Annotated in this window: 13 protein-coding genes; 8 read left to right on the plus strand and 5 right to left on the minus strand. The window is 71.8% G+C overall.

All coding sequences use genetic code 11. The features are described from left to right. Positions 1-89: 89 nt before the first annotated feature. The 4 genes from AMY39116_RS0330455 (at position 90) to AMY39116_RS0330475 (ending at position 4,610) form a co-directional block, all read left to right on the plus strand. Positions 90-1,127, plus strand: coding sequence for an MFS transporter (locus AMY39116_RS0330455; protein WP_369794366.1), 1,038 nt, complete (start codon positions 90-92; stop codon positions 1,125-1,127). A gap of 10 nt (positions 1,128-1,137) precedes the next feature. Beyond that, positions 1,138-2,622, plus strand: a complete 1,485-nt coding sequence (locus AMY39116_RS0330460) for an aldehyde dehydrogenase family protein (protein WP_020421394.1) — start codon at positions 1,138-1,140, stop codon at positions 2,620-2,622. Between the two features lie 745 nt (positions 2,623-3,367). Next, complete coding sequence (locus AMY39116_RS0330470; protein ID WP_020421396.1) at positions 3,368-3,799, plus strand: L,D-transpeptidase; 432 nt, start codon at positions 3,368-3,370, stop codon at positions 3,797-3,799. 37 nt (positions 3,800-3,836) lie between these two features. Beyond that, the gene (locus tag AMY39116_RS0330475; RefSeq protein WP_027936352.1) at positions 3,837-4,610 is read left to right on the plus strand and encodes an IclR family transcriptional regulator; all 774 of its coding nucleotides are present in this window, start codon (positions 3,837-3,839) and stop codon (positions 4,608-4,610) included. Here AMY39116_RS0330475 and AMY39116_RS0330480 read toward each other — a convergent pair. Then, on the minus strand, positions 4,605-5,927 hold the full coding sequence (locus tag AMY39116_RS0330480; protein ID WP_020421398.1) for an aldehyde dehydrogenase (NADP(+)): 1,323 nt from the start codon (positions 5,925-5,927) through the stop codon (positions 4,605-4,607). The genes AMY39116_RS0330475 and AMY39116_RS0330480 overlap by 6 nt on opposite strands. Further along, the gene (locus tag AMY39116_RS0330485) at positions 5,924-6,871 is read right to left on the minus strand and encodes a U32 family peptidase (protein ID WP_020421399.1); all 948 of its coding nucleotides are present in this window, start codon (positions 6,869-6,871) and stop codon (positions 5,924-5,926) included. The genes AMY39116_RS0330480 and AMY39116_RS0330485 overlap by 4 nt, the downstream gene beginning before the upstream one ends. Before the next feature lie 167 nt (positions 6,872-7,038). Between AMY39116_RS0330485 and AMY39116_RS0330490 the strand changes: the two genes are divergently transcribed. Next, positions 7,039-8,328, plus strand: a complete 1,290-nt coding sequence (locus AMY39116_RS0330490; RefSeq protein WP_020421400.1) for an MFS transporter — start codon at positions 7,039-7,041, stop codon at positions 8,326-8,328. Here the strand turns inward: AMY39116_RS0330490 and AMY39116_RS43895 are convergent. Further along, a complete protein-coding gene (locus AMY39116_RS43895; RefSeq protein ID WP_084506191.1) occupies positions 8,325-8,798 on the minus strand; it encodes a YfbM family protein in 474 nt (157 codons plus the stop codon). The two genes, AMY39116_RS0330490 and AMY39116_RS43895, sit on opposite strands and share 4 nt — an antisense overlap. Positions 8,799-8,907: 109 nt before the next feature. Here AMY39116_RS43895 and purS point away from each other — a divergent pair, with 109 nt between their 5' ends. Both purS and purQ read left to right on the plus strand, forming a co-directional pair. Further along, entirely contained in the window at positions 8,908-9,144 is a 237-nt protein-coding gene (purS, locus tag AMY39116_RS0330500; RefSeq protein ID WP_020421402.1) for a phosphoribosylformylglycinamidine synthase subunit PurS, read from the plus strand. Then, positions 9,141-9,812, plus strand: coding sequence for a phosphoribosylformylglycinamidine synthase subunit PurQ (gene purQ / locus AMY39116_RS0330505; RefSeq protein ID WP_020421403.1), 672 nt, complete (start codon positions 9,141-9,143; stop codon positions 9,810-9,812). Before purS ends, purQ begins: the two co-directional genes overlap by 4 nt. A gap of 33 nt (positions 9,813-9,845) precedes the next feature. Here the strand turns inward: purQ and AMY39116_RS0330510 are convergent, their stop codons facing one another. Continuing rightward, the gene (locus AMY39116_RS0330510) at positions 9,846-11,573 is read right to left on the minus strand and encodes an ABC transporter ATP-binding protein (RefSeq protein WP_027936353.1); all 1,728 of its coding nucleotides are present in this window, start codon (positions 11,571-11,573) and stop codon (positions 9,846-9,848) included. Further along, positions 11,558-13,138, minus strand: coding sequence for an ABC transporter ATP-binding protein (locus AMY39116_RS0330515; RefSeq protein ID WP_020421405.1), 1,581 nt, complete (start codon positions 13,136-13,138; stop codon positions 11,558-11,560). Before AMY39116_RS0330515 ends, AMY39116_RS0330510 begins: the two co-directional genes overlap by 16 nt. A gap of 81 nt (positions 13,139-13,219) precedes the next feature. On the opposite strand from AMY39116_RS0330515, the gene purL reads away from it, so the two are divergent. Next, entirely contained in the window at positions 13,220-15,508 is a 2,289-nt protein-coding gene (purL, locus tag AMY39116_RS0330520; protein ID WP_020421406.1) for a phosphoribosylformylglycinamidine synthase subunit PurL, read from the plus strand. Positions 15,509-15,521 lie beyond the last annotated feature (13 nt).

Genomic DNA, 15,521 nt, shown 5'->3' on the forward strand with positions numbered 1-15,521 from the left:
GGTCAACCGGGTGCCGAGGAGGTCCGCCGGTGAATCGCGCGTATTGGCGCTGGTCCGTGGGCGCTCAGCTGTACCGCCTGCCGATCGCCATGGGGCCGCTTGCCTTCACCTCCGTCGCCACGGTCGTCACCGGGTCGTACCGGCTCGGCGGGGTGATGGTCGCCGTGCTCGTGGGGGCCGAGATCGTCGGCGCGGTGCCGTGTGGGCGGCTGCTCGACCGGATCGGCGTGGCCCGCGGTCTGGTGCTCCTCCTGCTCGCCGCCGGCACGGCCATGGCGGCGCTCGTCGTCGCCGCCGGGACCGGATCACACGGGCTGCTGGTCGCGCTGGTCGTGGTGCCTGGGCTCGTCGTGGGCGGGCTGTCCGGCGGCTTCCGCACGCTGCTCGGCTCCGTCGTGCCGGACGACCAGTTGCCGCGCGCCGTCGCGATCGACTCGATGCTCTTCGAGGGCATCCTCATCGCCGGGCCGCTGCTGGTCGCCGCCCTGAGTCCGGCCGGCGCGCTCGCCCCGCTCGCCGCCATGGCCGCGGCCTACTTCGCCGCGGCGCTGGCCGTGCCGCGGGCCGTCGCGACCGGCCCGCCGAGGCCGGCGAAACTGCCCGTCCGGAGCGCGCTGCCCTGGCTCGCGTGCCTGTTCGCGCTGGGCCACCTGCTCGCGACCGTCGAGGTCGCGCCGTTGCCGCTGGTCCAACGGCTCGGCGCGGACCCGGCGCTGGCCGCGGTGGTGATCGTCGTGCTGAGCGGGGCCAGCATCGCGGGTAGCGCGGTCTTCGCGTGGCGACGGCCACCGGCCGGGCGGCGGCAGGCGGCGACGGCGCTGGCCGGGTTCATGGCGGGCGGCGCGGTGCTGGCCGCGGACCTCGGGTGGGCCGGGCTGCTCACCGGCGCGGCACTGATCGGCGCGGGCACCGGGCCGCTGCTGACCATCGCGTCCGTGCGGCTTCAGCGGTTGCTGCCGGAAGGCCGTCGCGCGGAGGGGTTCTCGGCCGCGTTCGTCGTGCAGGCGACCGGGTTCGGGCTCGGGTCGCTGAGCGTCGGGGTGCTGCCGTTGTCGCTGGCGCCCACACTCGGGGTAGTGAGCTCGGCCACCGCTTGTGCCATGCTGGCGTTACTGAACAGTAGTTAGGAGGCCAACGATGACCGCCGTGGAGCCGAAGCCGGCCGTCCAGGACACGTTCGACTCGCTGAACCCGGCCACCGACGAGGTCGTCGGGACCCACCCGGTGCACACCGCGGAGGACGTCCAGGCCGCGGTCGCCGCCGCGCGGACCGCCGCCGGCTGGTGGGCCGGCCTCGGGTTCGAGGGCCGCGCCGACCGCCTGCGCCGCTGGAACGGGATCATCACCCACCGCCTCGCCGAGCTGTGCGACGTCGTCAGCAAGGAGACCGGTAAGCCCGCCGGCGACGCGCAACTGGAGGCCGTGCTCGCGATCGAGCACATCCACTGGGCCGCCCGCAACGCGCGCAAGGTGCTGGGCCGCAAACGCCGCTCGGCCGGACTGCTGCTGTCCAACCACACCGCGACCGTCGAGTACCAGCCGCTGGGCGTGGTCGGCGTGATCGGGCCGTGGAACTACCCGGTCTACACGCCGCTCGGCTCGATCACCTACGCCCTCGCGGCCGGCAACGCCGTGGTGTTCAAGCCGAGCGAGTACACCCCCGGCGTCGGGAAGTGGCTGGTCGACACCTTCGCCGAGGTGGTGCCCGAGTACCCGGTGCTGCAGCTGGTCACCGGCTTCGGCGCGACCGGCGCGGCGCTCGTCGGCGCGGGCGTCGACAAGATCGCGTTCACCGGCTCGACCGCGACCGGCAAGAAGATCATGGCCGCGGCCGCCGAGACCCTCACGCCGGTGGTCATCGAGGCCGGCGGCAAGGACCCGCTGATCGTCGACTCGGACGCCGACCTGGACGCGGCCGCCGACGCCGCCGTGTGGGGCGCGTTCTCCAACTCCGGGCAGACCTGCATCGGCGTGGAGCGGGTGTACGTGCACGAGCGGGTCTACGACCAGTTCGTGGACAAGGTCGTCGCGCTGACCCGCGGGGTGAAGCCGGGCCAGCAGTACGGGCCGATGACCATGCCGTCGCAGCTGGACGTGGTGCGCAGGCACATCGCGGACGCGCTGGCCCGCGGCGGCCGGGCGCTGACCGGCGGCGCGGACGCGGTCGGCGACCGGTTCGTCGAGCCGACCGTCCTGGTCGACGTGCCGGAGGACTCCGCCGCGGTGCGGGAGGAGACGTTCGGCCCGACCATGACGATCGCCAAGGTGCGCGACATGGACGAGGCGGTCGAAAAGGCGAACGCGACGGTCTACGGGCTCGGCTCGACGGTGTTCTCCCGCGCCAACGCCACACGACTGGCCCAGCGGCTCAAGGCCGGGATGATCTCGATCAACGCGCCGTTCTCGTTCGCCGGGGCCGCGTCGCTGCCGTTCGGCGGGGTCGGCGACTCCGGCTTCGGGCGGATCCACGGCCCGGAGGGCCTGCGCGAGTTCGCCCGCCCGAAGGCGGTCGCCCGCCAGCGCTTCGCGGTGCCGATCAAGCTCACGACCTTCGCGCGCACCGAGAAGACGGACAAGCTGGTGAGCAAGCTCGTCACGGGCTTGTACGGCCGGAAGCGGTGACGCCCTCGCCGACATGTTCGCGACGCGCCTTGGAGTCGGACTCCAAGGCGCGTCGTGTTTTATCCGCGCGTCGCGGCTTTCTCCGGGCCTTTCGCATTATGGTTTGCGCGGAGATCCGATGAGTGCCACTTGAACCTCTCGAACTGAATTGTCAGGTCGAGAGGCCCCGCGAGTTGCTCGCGGGGCCACTGGCAGCTGCGCGGCGGCTGTCCTCGCATTCGGAAGGATCTCACTATGCCGAGAGATCGGCGCGGGAAGGCTGCTTCGCCGTGCATGTGCGCGGTGTGCAGGCTGCGGCGGTGGAACAGCAGGACCAGAGGCGAGATCCGATGGATCGTTCTCCTCGCGGCCCTGCTGGCCCTTCATCAGGACGAGTGGCCGCTCGTCCTGCCGCACTGCCTGCTTTGAGCAGGCCACCCAGGGGCGGGCATCAACTCGATGTCCGCCCCAGCCACTAAAAACGAACAGCAGGCCGGTGTTGCGGTTGAGACCGCAACACCGGCGGCCTGTTGCGTTTCCAGTAGGCACAGTATCGCACATACCTCCATTCCAAGTGGAGATTGAATGCAGATAAGAGCCCTCTGACGTGCGAACTTCGATTTCGTGCTCGGCGTGTCGTGACTGGAGAACTGTTGCGCAACCCCGTGCCGCCTGAACGCAACCGCCGCAACCCGTGATCGCAACCACCTGCGCTGGCATCCATCAACAGGATGAGTGAACTTCTCGTCAATGGGTAACCATCCGTATGCGAAAGATCATCGGTATCGCGGCCGGAGCGGCGCTCCTCGGCTCGATCGGGATCGCCGCTCCCGCCGCGCACGCAGCGGAAACACCGTGCAGCCCGCGGGCGAAGGCGTGCCTGCAGCTGCACACGAACCAGGCCTGGCTGACGAACAACGGTCAGGTGACCCGCGGGCCCGTTCCGGTCACCGTGGGCAAACCAGGCTACGAGACGCCGGTGGGCACGTTCAAGGTCCAGTACCGCGACATCGACCACTACAGCAAGGCCTACGACGCCCCGATGCCGTATTCGGTGTTCTTCACGACCACCGGCGTGGCGTTCCACGAGGGCAGCCTGCGTGAGCAGTCGCACGGGTGCGTGCACCTCTCGCGCGCCGACGCGAAGGCCTTCTACCAGACCCTGCGCACGGGTGACGTGGTCGAGGTCGTGAACTGAGTCCGGTATTTCGGACGAGGCGGGGTATCGTGCGGTCATGCCCCGTCTCGTACCGGCCGTGCTCCGGGCCGCGGACATCCTGGAACTGTTCCTCGACGAACACGTCCGCCTGTCCGCGACCGAGATCGTCGAGCGCCTGGGCCTGCCCCGCTCCACCACGCACGAGCTGCTGACCACCCTCGTCGCCCGGAAGTACCTGGACCGCCAGGCCGGCGAGGAGACCATGTACCGCCTCGGGCCGAAGCTGCTCGAACTGGGCGCGCGCTACCAGCAGCGGCTGGAGTTCGGCGTCGAGGCGGACGCGGTGGCCCGGCGGGTCGCGGCGCAGTGCGACGAGACCGTGCACGTCGCCGTGCTGGACGGGCTCGAGGTCGTCTACGTGTCCAAAATAGACTCGACTCACTCGGTGCGGCTGATCTCCGCGGTCGGCCGCAGGTTGCCGGCCAACTGCACCGCCGTGGGCAAGGTCCTGCTCGCCGGGCTGTCCAGGGAGGAGGTCAGCCGCCGCCTCAAGGGGCACCGGCTGACCGCGCTCACCGAGCACAGCATCACGTCCCGCCCGGAGCTGCTCGCCCAGCTGGACGCGGTCCGCGTGACCGGCGTCGCGCACGAGCGGAGCGAGTCCAATCCGGACGCCGGTTGCGTGGCCGCCCCGGTGGTGGACTCGCGCGGCGAATGGGTCGCCGCGATGAGCATTTCCATCCCGACCTCGCGCCACGACCAGGAATCCTGGCGCCGCTGGGAAAAGCTCGTGCGCGAGGGCGCAGCCGAGCTCTCTCAGCGCCTCGGCGGCCGCCCTCCGGAGCTATAGGCCCAGCACCCGATCCGGCACGTTCTGGAACGCGACCGGGCGCCGGAACCGGTCCACGGCCGCCGTGCCGACCGAGGTGTGCAGCGGCGCCGTGGTCGCCGGGTACGGGCCGCCGTGGTGCATCGCGCGCGTCACGGCCACCCCGGTCGGCCAGCCGTTCCACACCACGCGCCCCACGTGCTCGGCCAGCTCGTCGACCAGTTCGGCCGCCACCGGGTCGTCGTCCTCCGCCTGCACGGTTCCGGTGAGCTGCCCGTCGAGGGACCGGACGACGTCCAGCATTTCGGATTCGGTCGAGTACTCCACCACCAGCGAAGCCGGCCCGAAGCACTCGGTGCGAAGCGCCTCGCCGTGCTCCAGCAGCGCCTTCGCTGTCGTGGCCAGCAGCGTGGGCGCCTCGCCCCCGTCGACCAGCGTGCGCACCTCGGCGTGCCCGACCAGCCGGCCCAGCACGGCCGCGTAACCGCTCGCGATGCGCTCGTTGAGCAGCGGCGCGGCAGCCACCTGGCGCACCCGCTCGGCCGCCGCCTCACCGATCCCGGACCCGGCCGGGACCACGAACAGCCCGGGCTTCGTGCACAGCTGACCAGCGCCCATCGTGAACGAGTCCACGTACCCGGCCGCGATCTCCGCGCCACGCGCCCGCGCCGCCGCCTCGGTGACGAACACCGGGTTCACGCTGCCGAGCTCGCCGTAGAACGGGATCGGATCCGGCCGCGACACCGCCAGGTCGTACAGCGCCCGCCCAGCGGTCGGCGAACCGGTGAAGGCCGCCGCGCGGACGCGGGGATCGGTCAGCGCGGCCCGGCCGTCCTCCTCGCTGTGGATCAACGCGAACACGCCCTCCGGCAGCGCGGCCCGCACGATCTCGCCGGTCGCGTCGGACAGCCGCGGGTGACCGGGGTGCGCCTTGAGCACCACCGGGCAGCCCGCCGCGAGCGCCGACGCGGTGTCCCCGCCCGCGACCGAGAACGCGAACGGGAAGTTGGACGCCGCGAACACCAGCACCGGCCCGATCGGACGGTGGGTCAGCACCAGCTTCGGCCGCGGCGCGGGCGGCCACGAGGGGTCCGCCTCGTCGACGACCGTGCGCGGCTGGACCTCGTCGGCCAGCAATCGGAGCTGGAAGCTGGTGCGCACGACCTCGCCACGCAGCCGCGCCTCCGGGATGTGGGTCTCTTCCTGCGCGATCGGCACGAGTTCGTCCGCGGCGGCGTCGATGCCGTCCGCGACCTTCCGCAACGCCGCGGCGCGATCGGCGCGCGCCCACGACCGGGCGGCGTCGGCGGCCGCTTCGAGGATGTCGTCCAAGCTCATCGGGTCACCTCCGCGACGGTGGCGGGCACGGCGAGGTCGGCGGCAGGCAGGGCCGAGCCGACGGCCTCCGGCGCGTGCCGGTGGAGCAGTTCGAGGCCGATCTCAGCACGACGCACCCGCTCGCGCACCAGCGCGACCGCGGTCGGCGTCAGGTGCGTTCCGCTGGGGTAGATGTTCGGCGCGTTGCGCAGCCCGAACTTGAGGTAGACCGGCGCGGCGACCCGCACGATCTCGGCGATCTCAAAGTGCCGGACGAACCCGCCGAGATCGTCGGGCGCCTCGATGTAGACGTCCAGCGGCAGGTCGACGGCCGCGCGGATCGCGGCGAGCTGGGCCAGGCTCAGGTCGGTCGGCACGTTGTAGGTGGTGGCCCCGGCCTGTTCGGCGAGCCGGATCGACGCCGGGTTGGCCAGGCCCATCTGCACGCTGACCTTGAACCGCATGTCGACGGGCAGCTCCCCGGCCGCGCGCATGCGGTCGGCGACGCTCAGCACGCCGAGGTCGGTGACCAGCACGCTGCGGATCCCGGCCTCGGCGGTGCGGCGGATGTCCTCCAGCACGTGGACCAGCTGCTCGGCGCCCCGCGCCTGCGCGGCGAACGGCCCACCGCCGGGCGCCAGGGACGCGGCGCCGGTGTCCCACCCGGCGACCGGGCGGGCGAACAGGCTCACCTCGACCTCGCGCGCCCGCGCGAGGTCGGCCATCGCGGCCAGTTCCGGCCGCGTCAGCAGCATGCCGCCGCTGCCCTGCGAGACGCGGTGCACCACGACCCCGCGCGCGTCGGCCTCGGCGTAGACGGCTTCCAGCGCCTCCGGTCCCTCGACGCTCGGGATCTCCACCCGGTACTGGGCGCCGTCCGGGAACCGCTTGGGGCTCGTCGGCAGCTCACCCGGGTCGCCGGGCGGCAGGCCCAGGGTGCGCAGGAAGTCGCGGGTTCTGTCCACGGTTCACCACCGTTGTTCGAAATTTCGGATGCGGTTCGTAGTCCCGGACGACGTTAGGCGCTGGCCGAACCGCGGTCAAGACGGTTGACATCGCCCGAATCCCGACTTTAGGTTCGGAGGGCCGAACGTCATCCGAGATATCGGACGAGCAGACAACGGAGTCACCCGTGCCCCCAGCCATCCTGCGCAAGATCACCCTGCGCCTGCTGCCCTTCCTCGGGCTGCTGTACGTGATCGCCTACATCGACCGGTCCAACGTCGGGTTCGCGAAGCTGACCCTGCAGTCCGAGCTCGGCCTGTCGGCGACCGTCTACACGCTCGGCCAGGTGTTCTTCTTCGTCGCCTACGCGCTGCTGGAGGTGCCGAGCAACCTCGCCCTGCACCGCTACGGCGCGAACCGGTGGATCGCCCGGATCATGCTCACCTGGGGCCTGGTCACCGTCGCGACCGCGCTGGTGTCCACCACCTGGCAGTTCTACCTGGCGCGGTTCGCGCTCGGGGCGGCCGAGGCCGGGTTCTTCCCCGGCGTCATCTACTACCTGACCCGCTGGTTCCCGGAGAGCCACCGCAGCAAGGCGATCGGACTGTTCATGCTGGCCGGCCCGGTGTCGTTCATCATCGGCAACCCGGCGATGGGCGCGCTGAACGACCTGCACGGCGTCCTCGGCCTGGAGGGCTGGCAGTGGATCTTCGTCGCCACCGGCATCCCCGCCGTGCTGCTGACGCCGATCGTGCTCTGGGTCCTGCCGAAGTCGCCCGAGACCGCCAAGTGGCTGACCGACGACGAGCGCACCTGGCTGACCGGCGAGCTGCGCCGCGAGGCCGAGGCGGCCGGCGCCCAGCCGCACAGCCCGTGGGCGGTGCTCAAGGACTCGCGCGTGCTGGCGATGGCCCTGTTCTTCCTGTGCTTCCCGCTGGCCACCTACGGGCTCGCGTTCTGGCTGCCGACGATCGTCAAGGGCTTCGGCGACCTGTCCGGGTTCGGAGTCGGTGCGGTGTCGGCGATCCCGTACGTGTGCGTCATGGCTGGTCTTCTCGTGGTGCCGCGACTGGCCAACCGGCGCGAGGCGCCCTTCGGCTGGCTCGCGTTGATGCTCGGCTTCTCGATCGCCGGGTTCGTCGTCGCCGCGACCGCGAGCGCCCCGTGGCTGCAGATGATCGGGCTGTGCGTCGCGTCGATCGGCGGCTACGCGGCCCAGCCGGTGATGTGGGGCCTGGTGCCGAAGTTCCTCGCCGGGGCGACCGCGGCCGCGGGCATCGCCGCGATCAACGGCATCGGCAACCTCGGCGGCGGCTTCGGCCCGATGGGCATCGCGGCCATCGTGGACGCCACCGGTTCCGCCGCGACCGGCCTGTACTTCCTGATCGCGGTGTCCGTGCTCGGCTTGATCGGCACGTACGGGCTGCGCCGGGTGCTGCGCCGCCGCGCGGACACCGCGAAGGTGCTGACCGGTTAGAAGGAGAAGCAGCCGATGGCGGCGTTGCCGTCGCGGGCGACCGCGTCGAAGAACTCCCGCAGCTTCGCGTAGTTCTCCGAGAGGTACTCCAGCTCCTCGGCGGGGTGGGTGTCCCAGATTCGCGGGTAGATCCCGCGGGCCATCATGTCGGCGGGGTCGTAGTGCTCGGCGAGCCGCTCGAACGGCGCGGCGTTCAGCGACTCGGCGATGCTCTTGACCACCTCCGGCGGGAACCCGTTGAACTCGTCGCCGTCGTGCTCGATCGGGTCGCCGTCCATGCGCAGCTCCACCCCGACGCCCGCCTCGTCGAGGAGGTACTGGATGCCGTCCCAGGCCTTCTCGATGAAGGCGTCGCGGGCGGTCTCGTCGTCGCTGAGCTCGTCGTACAGCTCTTCGGCCTGCTCGCTGTCACCCATCACGCCGTCCAGCCGCTCCGGCGTGACCTCGACGTACCCCAGTGTCATTCCCATCCGCAGAAGGTATCCAGGTCACACCCGCCACCACCCTGGGCGGGGGTGGCGCCGACCGCGGCTAGACTCGGGGAGTACCGCCTACCTGCGATTACTGGAGCGACCCGCCGTGGCCCGTGTGGTGGTTGACGTCATGCCCAAGCCCGAGATCCTCGACCCGCAAGGTCAAGCCGTCGCCGGGGCGCTGCCGCGGCTGGGCTTCACCGGGGTCACCTCGGTGCGCCAGGGCAAGCACTTCGAGCTCGAGGTCGACGACTCGGTCGACGACGAGACGCTCGCCAAGATCGCCGAGGGCTTCCTCGCCAACCCGGTGATCGAGGAGTGGACCGTGCGGAGGCTCTCGTGAAGATCGGGGTCATCACCTTCCCCGGCACCCTGGACGACGTGGACGCGGTCCGCGCCGCCCGCTACGCCGACGCGGAGGCCGTCAACCTGTGGCACGCCGACGAGGACCTGCGCGGCGTCGACGCGGTGATCGTGCCGGGCGGCTTCTCCTACGGCGACTACCTGCGCTGCGGCGCGATCGCCCGCTTCGCCCCGGTGATGTCGTCGGTCGTCGACGCGGCCAAGGGCGGCATGCCGGTGCTCGGCATCTGCAACGGGTTCCAGATCCTGTGCGAGGCCGGGCTGCTGCCGGGCGCGCTGGTGCGCAACAAGAAGCTGCACTTCGTGTGCCGCGACCAGTGGCTGCGCGTGGAGAACAACACCACGGCGTGGACGACCCGGTACGAGGCGGGCGCCGAGATCCTGGTGCCGCTCAAGTCGGGCGAGGGCGGCTACGTCGCCGACCAGTCCACGCTGGACGAGCTGGAGGGCGAGGGCCGCGTGGTGTTCCGCTACGTCGGCGAAAACCCGAACGGCTCGCGTGACGACATCGCGGGCATCTGCAGCGCCAACGGCCGCGTCGTCGGCCTGATGCCGCACCCCGAGCACGCGATCGACGCGCTCACCGGCCCCAGCGACGACGGGCTGGGGATGTTCCTCAGCTTGGTCGACAGCCTCGTCAAGGCCTGATGGTCCCCGGAGGCGCCCGCCTCCGGGGAAACCTCAGCCCACGTGCGCGGCCGTGACCAGGCGCGAGTACGGGCCGTTCGCGGCGAGCAGTTCGGCGTGCGTGCCCAGCTCGGTGATCCGCCCGGCCTCCAGCACCGCGACCCGGTCGGCCGCCGCCGCGGTGTGCAGCCGGTGCGCGATCGCGATCACGGTCCGGCCGTCCAGCACCCCGCTCAGCGACCGCTCCAGGTGACGCGCCGACGAGGTGTCCAGCAACGACGTCGCCTCGTCGAGCACCACCGTGTGCGGGTCGGCCAGCACGACCCGCGCCAGCGCGAGCTGCTGCGCGGTCGCGGCGGGCACGGCCAGCGCGCCCGAGCCGAGCTTCGTCTCCAGGCCGTCCGGCAGCCCGCCGAACCAGTCGCGCAGCCCGACCGCGGCCAGCGCGCGCACCAGCTCCTCGTCCGGCCACGAACCCGCAGGCAGCGTCAGGTTCTCCCGCAGCGTCCCGGAGAACACGTGGTGTTCCTGGGTCAGCAGCAGCACCTCGCCGCGCAGCACGTCCTCGGCCAGCTCGGACACCTCCGCGCCGCCGATCGTCACCGAACCCGAACCGGGCGCGGCGACCCCGGCCAGCAGCCTGCCGAGCGTCGACTTGCCGGCACCGGACGGGCCGACGATCGCCAGCCGCTGCCCCGGCGGCACCCGCAGGTCGATGCCGTGCAGCACCTCGCGGCCTGCCGAGTAGCCGTAGTGCACGTCGCGCACCACGATCTCCTGACCACGCGGCTCCGGTCCGCCGGCCCGCTCAGCCTCACCGCGAACTCCCAGAACCCGGCGCAGCGCGGTGCCGGACACCTGCAGGTCCTCGACCCACCACATCGCCTCTTCGAGCGGCCCGGCCAGCGCCTGCACGTACACCACCATCGTGGTGATCGTGCCCAGCCCGACCAGGCCCTCGCCGTACGCCCAGCCGCCGAGCAGCAGCACCGCCGCCACCGGCGTGACCTGCGCGATCTGCATCCACGGCAGCCACCCGACGGTCACCCCGCGCAGCCGCTGCTCGCCGCGGATCGCCCCGGCCAGCGTGCGGTTCCCGAGCGCGATCCGCCGCCCGGTCAGCCCGAGCGCCTCCGCCGTGCGAGCGCCCTCAGTGGTCTCGTGCAGGCTCGACTGCACCTCCGACCACTGGTCGAGCATCTCCTCGACGATCCGCGGCGCGCGCCGGACGTACCAGCGCATCGTGAACACCACGATCGGCACCGCGACCAGCAGCCCGAGCGACAGCAGCGGCGAGGTGACGATCATCCCCGCGACCGTCAGCACGATCGTGATCAGCGCGATCGAGATCTCCGGGATCGCGTTGCGGACCGAGAAGTCGATCCGGTCGGCGTCCGTGGTCGCGCGGCTGATCAGGTCACCGGTGCCTGCCGCCTCGACCGTGCCCAGCGGCAGCCGCAGCGCGCGCTCGACGAACCCCTCGCGGGTCTCGGCCAGCACGCGCTCGCCGAGCATCCCGGCGCGGAAGCGGGCGAGCCGCTTCAGCACCGCCTGCACCACCAGGATCACCACGAACGCGAGCGCGAGCAGGTCGATCCGGCTGTCCCCGGCCACCGCGAGGTCCACCAGGCGCCCGAGGATCTGCGGGCCGGCCAGCCCGGCGATCGTGGCCAGGCCGAACAGCCCGATCACGACGCCGAACTCGCGGCGGTTCACGCGCAGCAGGTCCCGCGCCCAGCGCCGGGCCTCGGCGCCGGTCGCGAGCACTAGCTTGAAACGCATGTGATCACCTCGTCCGCCACCGCTTTCCACAGTGGACTTTCCGTGAAGACGACGGTCGTGCGGCCGCGGCGCAGCTCGGTGACCCGCTCGGTGATGCGGGCCTCGGTGTGCGCGTCGACGGCCGAGGTCGGTTCGTCGAGCAGCAGGGTGTCGGCGTCCAGTGCCAGCGCGCGGGCGAGGTTCAGCCGCTGCCGCTGGCCGCCGGACACCTCGCGGCCCCGCTCGCCGATCAGCTCGTCGAGCCCGTTCGGCAGGCCTTCGACGATGTCCTCGGCGTCGGCGGCCCACAACGCGACCTCCGCCCGCTCGGCCGGGATCAGCTGGTCCCGCAGGATGCCGGAGAACCACAGGTCCTGGTTGTGCGCGTAGACCACGCGCGCCCGGAGTTCGGCCAGCGCCACGTGGTCGGCGGGCACGCCGGACACGAGCACCCGCTCGCCGGGCTCAGGGTCGGCGAACCGGGCCAGCCGCGCGGCCAGCGCCTCGGCCTCCGGGCCGGCGTCCACGACGGTCAGCTTCCCGGCCACCGCGGTGAAACCGGAGGTCGTGTCGTGCAGCTCCAGCGGCCCGTCCGGCAGCGCGACCGGCGCGTCCGGCTCGGACAGCAGCGGCCGCAGGCTCAGCACGCCGCAGACCTTCTTCGCCGACACCATCGCCGAGGAGAACGCGGCGGTGAACTCGGTCGCCGTGCTCACCGGCACCACCAGGAACACCGACGAGGAGTAGAACGCCACCAGCTCGCCGACGCTGATCGTGCCCGCCGCGACGAACCGCGCGCCGACCCAGGTGATCGCCACGGTGACCAGGCCGGGCAGCAGCACCTCGGCGCCCACCAGCCACGACTCGCTGCGCGCCACCTCGACGCCCGCGCGCCGGACCCGCTGGCTGGCGCCGCGGAACCGGCCGAGGAACTGCTGCTCGCCGCCGACGCCGCGGAGGATCCGCAGGCCCGACACGATGTCCGCGGCCAGCGCGTTCACGCTGGACAGCTCCTCGCGCTGCACGCCCTTGCGGCGCTGCAGCGGCGCGACCAGCTTGCCCATGCTCAGCGTCGCGAGCGGGACCCCGACCAGCGCGATCACGCCCAGCAGCGGCGACATGCCGATCAGCACCAGGCTGACGGTGAGGAAGGCCACCACCGAGCCGAACAGCCGGCCGGTCACCTCGAACACGTTGCCGATGTGGTTGATGTCCGAGGAGGACACCGCCATCACGTCACCGGTCCCGGCCTGCGGGCGCAGCGACGCGCCGAGCCGCGCGGTGTGCTCGACGACCGCACGCTGCGTCATCGCCGCGCCGTGGATCCACATGGTGTGCACGGCGAAGATCAGCGCGCCTGCGCACACCGCCTGCGCCACGCCGAGCAACACGACGAGGCCGACCCCGCCGAGCAGCTCCTCGCCCGCGCGGATGTCCTCGACCACCCCGCCGATCACGAGCGGCAGCAGCGCGCCGGGCAGCAGCCACAGCGCGCCCAGGACGCACGCGGACACGGCGAGCCACGGCCGCGCCCGCAGGAGCGCGCCCAGGAATCGCAGTGGCGTGAGCCGGGACGGGAGGCGCATGACAACAGACGGTAAGTGCCCCAGCTCACCTCACGCGACCGATTTTCTGCCGGTCAGAGCGCTGCAAGTACCCTGGAGGCCGTGACCGACACCCTGGCCATCGACACGACCGAGCGGGCCGCGGAAACGCCGGACCTCCCGCAGCCCTACCGCGAGCTCGGGCTCGCCGACGACGAGTACGCGCGCATCCGCGAGATCCTGGGCAGGCGGCCGACGGACGCCGAACTGGCCATGTACTCGGTGATGTGGAGCGAGCACTGCTCGTACAAGTCGTCGAAGAAGCACCTGCGCTACTTCGGCGAGACCACCACCGAGGAGATGCGCTCGAAGATGCTCGCCGGGATCGGCGAGAACGCCGGTGTCGTCGACATCGGTGACGGCTGGGCGGTCACCTTCAAGGTCGAGAGCCACAACCATCCGTCCTATGTGGAGCCCTACCAGGGCGCCGCGACGGGTGTCGGCGGCATCGTGCGCGACATCCTGGCGATGGGCGCGCGGCCGCTCGCGGTGGCCGACTCGCTGCGCTTCGGCCCGGCCGACGCGCCGGACACCCGCCGCGTGCTGCCGGGTGTCGTGGCCGGCGTCGCCGGGTACGGCAACTGCCTCGGCCTGCCCAACATCGGCGGCGAGGTCGCCTTCGACGCCAGCTACGCGGGCAACCCACTGGTGAACGCGCTGTGCGTGGGCGCGATGCGCACCGAGGACCTGCACCTGGCGTTCGCGTCCGGCACCGGCAACAAGATCATCCTGTTCGGCGCGCGGACCGGTCTGGACGGCATCGGCGGCGTGTCGGTGCTGGCCAGCGACACCTTCTCCGGCGACGAGAACTCCGGCGGCCGCAAGAAGCTGCCGAGCGTCCAGGTCGGCGACCCGTTCACCGAGAAGGTGCTCATCGAGTGCTGCCTGGAGCTGTTCCAGCAGAAGCTCGTGGTGGGTATCCAGGACCTCGGCGGCGCGGGCCTGTCCTGCGCGACGTCGGAGCTGGCCGCGGCCGGCGACGGCGGCATGCACGTCGAGCTGGACAAGGTGCCGCTGCGCGCCGAGGGCATGACCCCGGCGGAGATCCTCTCCAGCGAGTCGCAGGAGCGGATGTGCGCGGTCGTCGAACCGTCCAAGGTGGACGCCTTCCTCGCGGTGTGCGCGAAGTGGGACGTCATCGCCACCGTCATCGGCGAGGTCACCGACGGTGACCACCTGGTGGTCACCTGGCACGGCGAGACCGTGGTGGACGTGCCGCCGCGCACCGTGGCGCACCAGGGCCCGGTGTACGACCGGCCGGTCGCCCGTCCGTCCACTCAGGACGAGCTGCAGGCGGACACGCCGGAGAAGCTGCACCGTCCGTCCACTCCGGACGAGCTGCGGGAGACGCTGCTGAAGGTGGTCTCGTCGCCGAACCAGGCGTCGAAGGAGTGGGTGACCGACCAGTACGACCGGTACGTGCGCGGCAACACGGTGCTGTCGCAGCCGTCGGACGGCGGCATGATCCGCATCGACGAGGAGACCGGGCGCGGTGTCGCGGTGTCGACGGACTGCAACAGCCGGTTCGTGTACCTCGACCCGTACGCAGGGGCGCAGATCGCGCTGGCCGAGGCGTACCGCAACGTGGCGACGACGGGCGCCACCCCGCTGGCGGTGACGGACTGCCTGAACTTCGGCGCGCCCACGGACCCGGGTGTGATGTGGCAGTTCGAGCAGGCCGTGCACGGCATCGCCGACGGTTGCGCGCAGCTCGGCATCCCGGTGACCGGCGGCAACGTGAGCTTCTACAACCAGACCGGTGAGACGGCGATCCTGCCGACGCCGGTGGTCGGTGTGCTCGGCGTGATCGACGACGTGCGGCGGCGCATCCCGACCGGGATCGGCGCCGAGGCGGGCGAGACGCTGCTGCTGCTCGGCGAGACGCACGACGAGTTCGGCGGTTCGGCGTGGGCGCACGTGATCCACGGGCACCTGGGTGGGCTGCCGCCGAAGGTGGACCTGGAGCGCGAGCGGCTGCTGGCGGAGATCCTGGTCGCCGGTTCGCGGGACGGGATGATCTCGGCCGCACACGACCTCTCCGACGGCGGCCTGGCGCAGGCCCTGGTGGAGATGGTGCTGATCGGCCAGTGCGGCGCGCGGGCCCTGCTCGACGAGGACGCCGACCCGTTCGTGCAGCTGTTCTCGGAGTCCACCGGGCGGGTCCTGGTGGCGGTGCCGCGGACCGAGGAGCTGCGGTTCACGGAGATGTGCACGGCCCGCGGGCTTCCCTGGCGCAAGGCGGGCGTCGTGGACCCGGAGGCGGGCGGCCTGGAGATCCAGGGCGTGGCGACCTTCGGGATGGAAGAACTGCGCGACGCGTTCGAGAGCACGCTCCCGAAGCTGTTCGACTGACGGTTCAGCGGGC

The organism is Amycolatopsis sp. ATCC 39116, assembly GCF_000231075.2.
Lineage (GTDB): Bacteria > Actinomycetota > Actinomycetes > Mycobacteriales > Pseudonocardiaceae > Amycolatopsis_E > Amycolatopsis_E tucumanensis.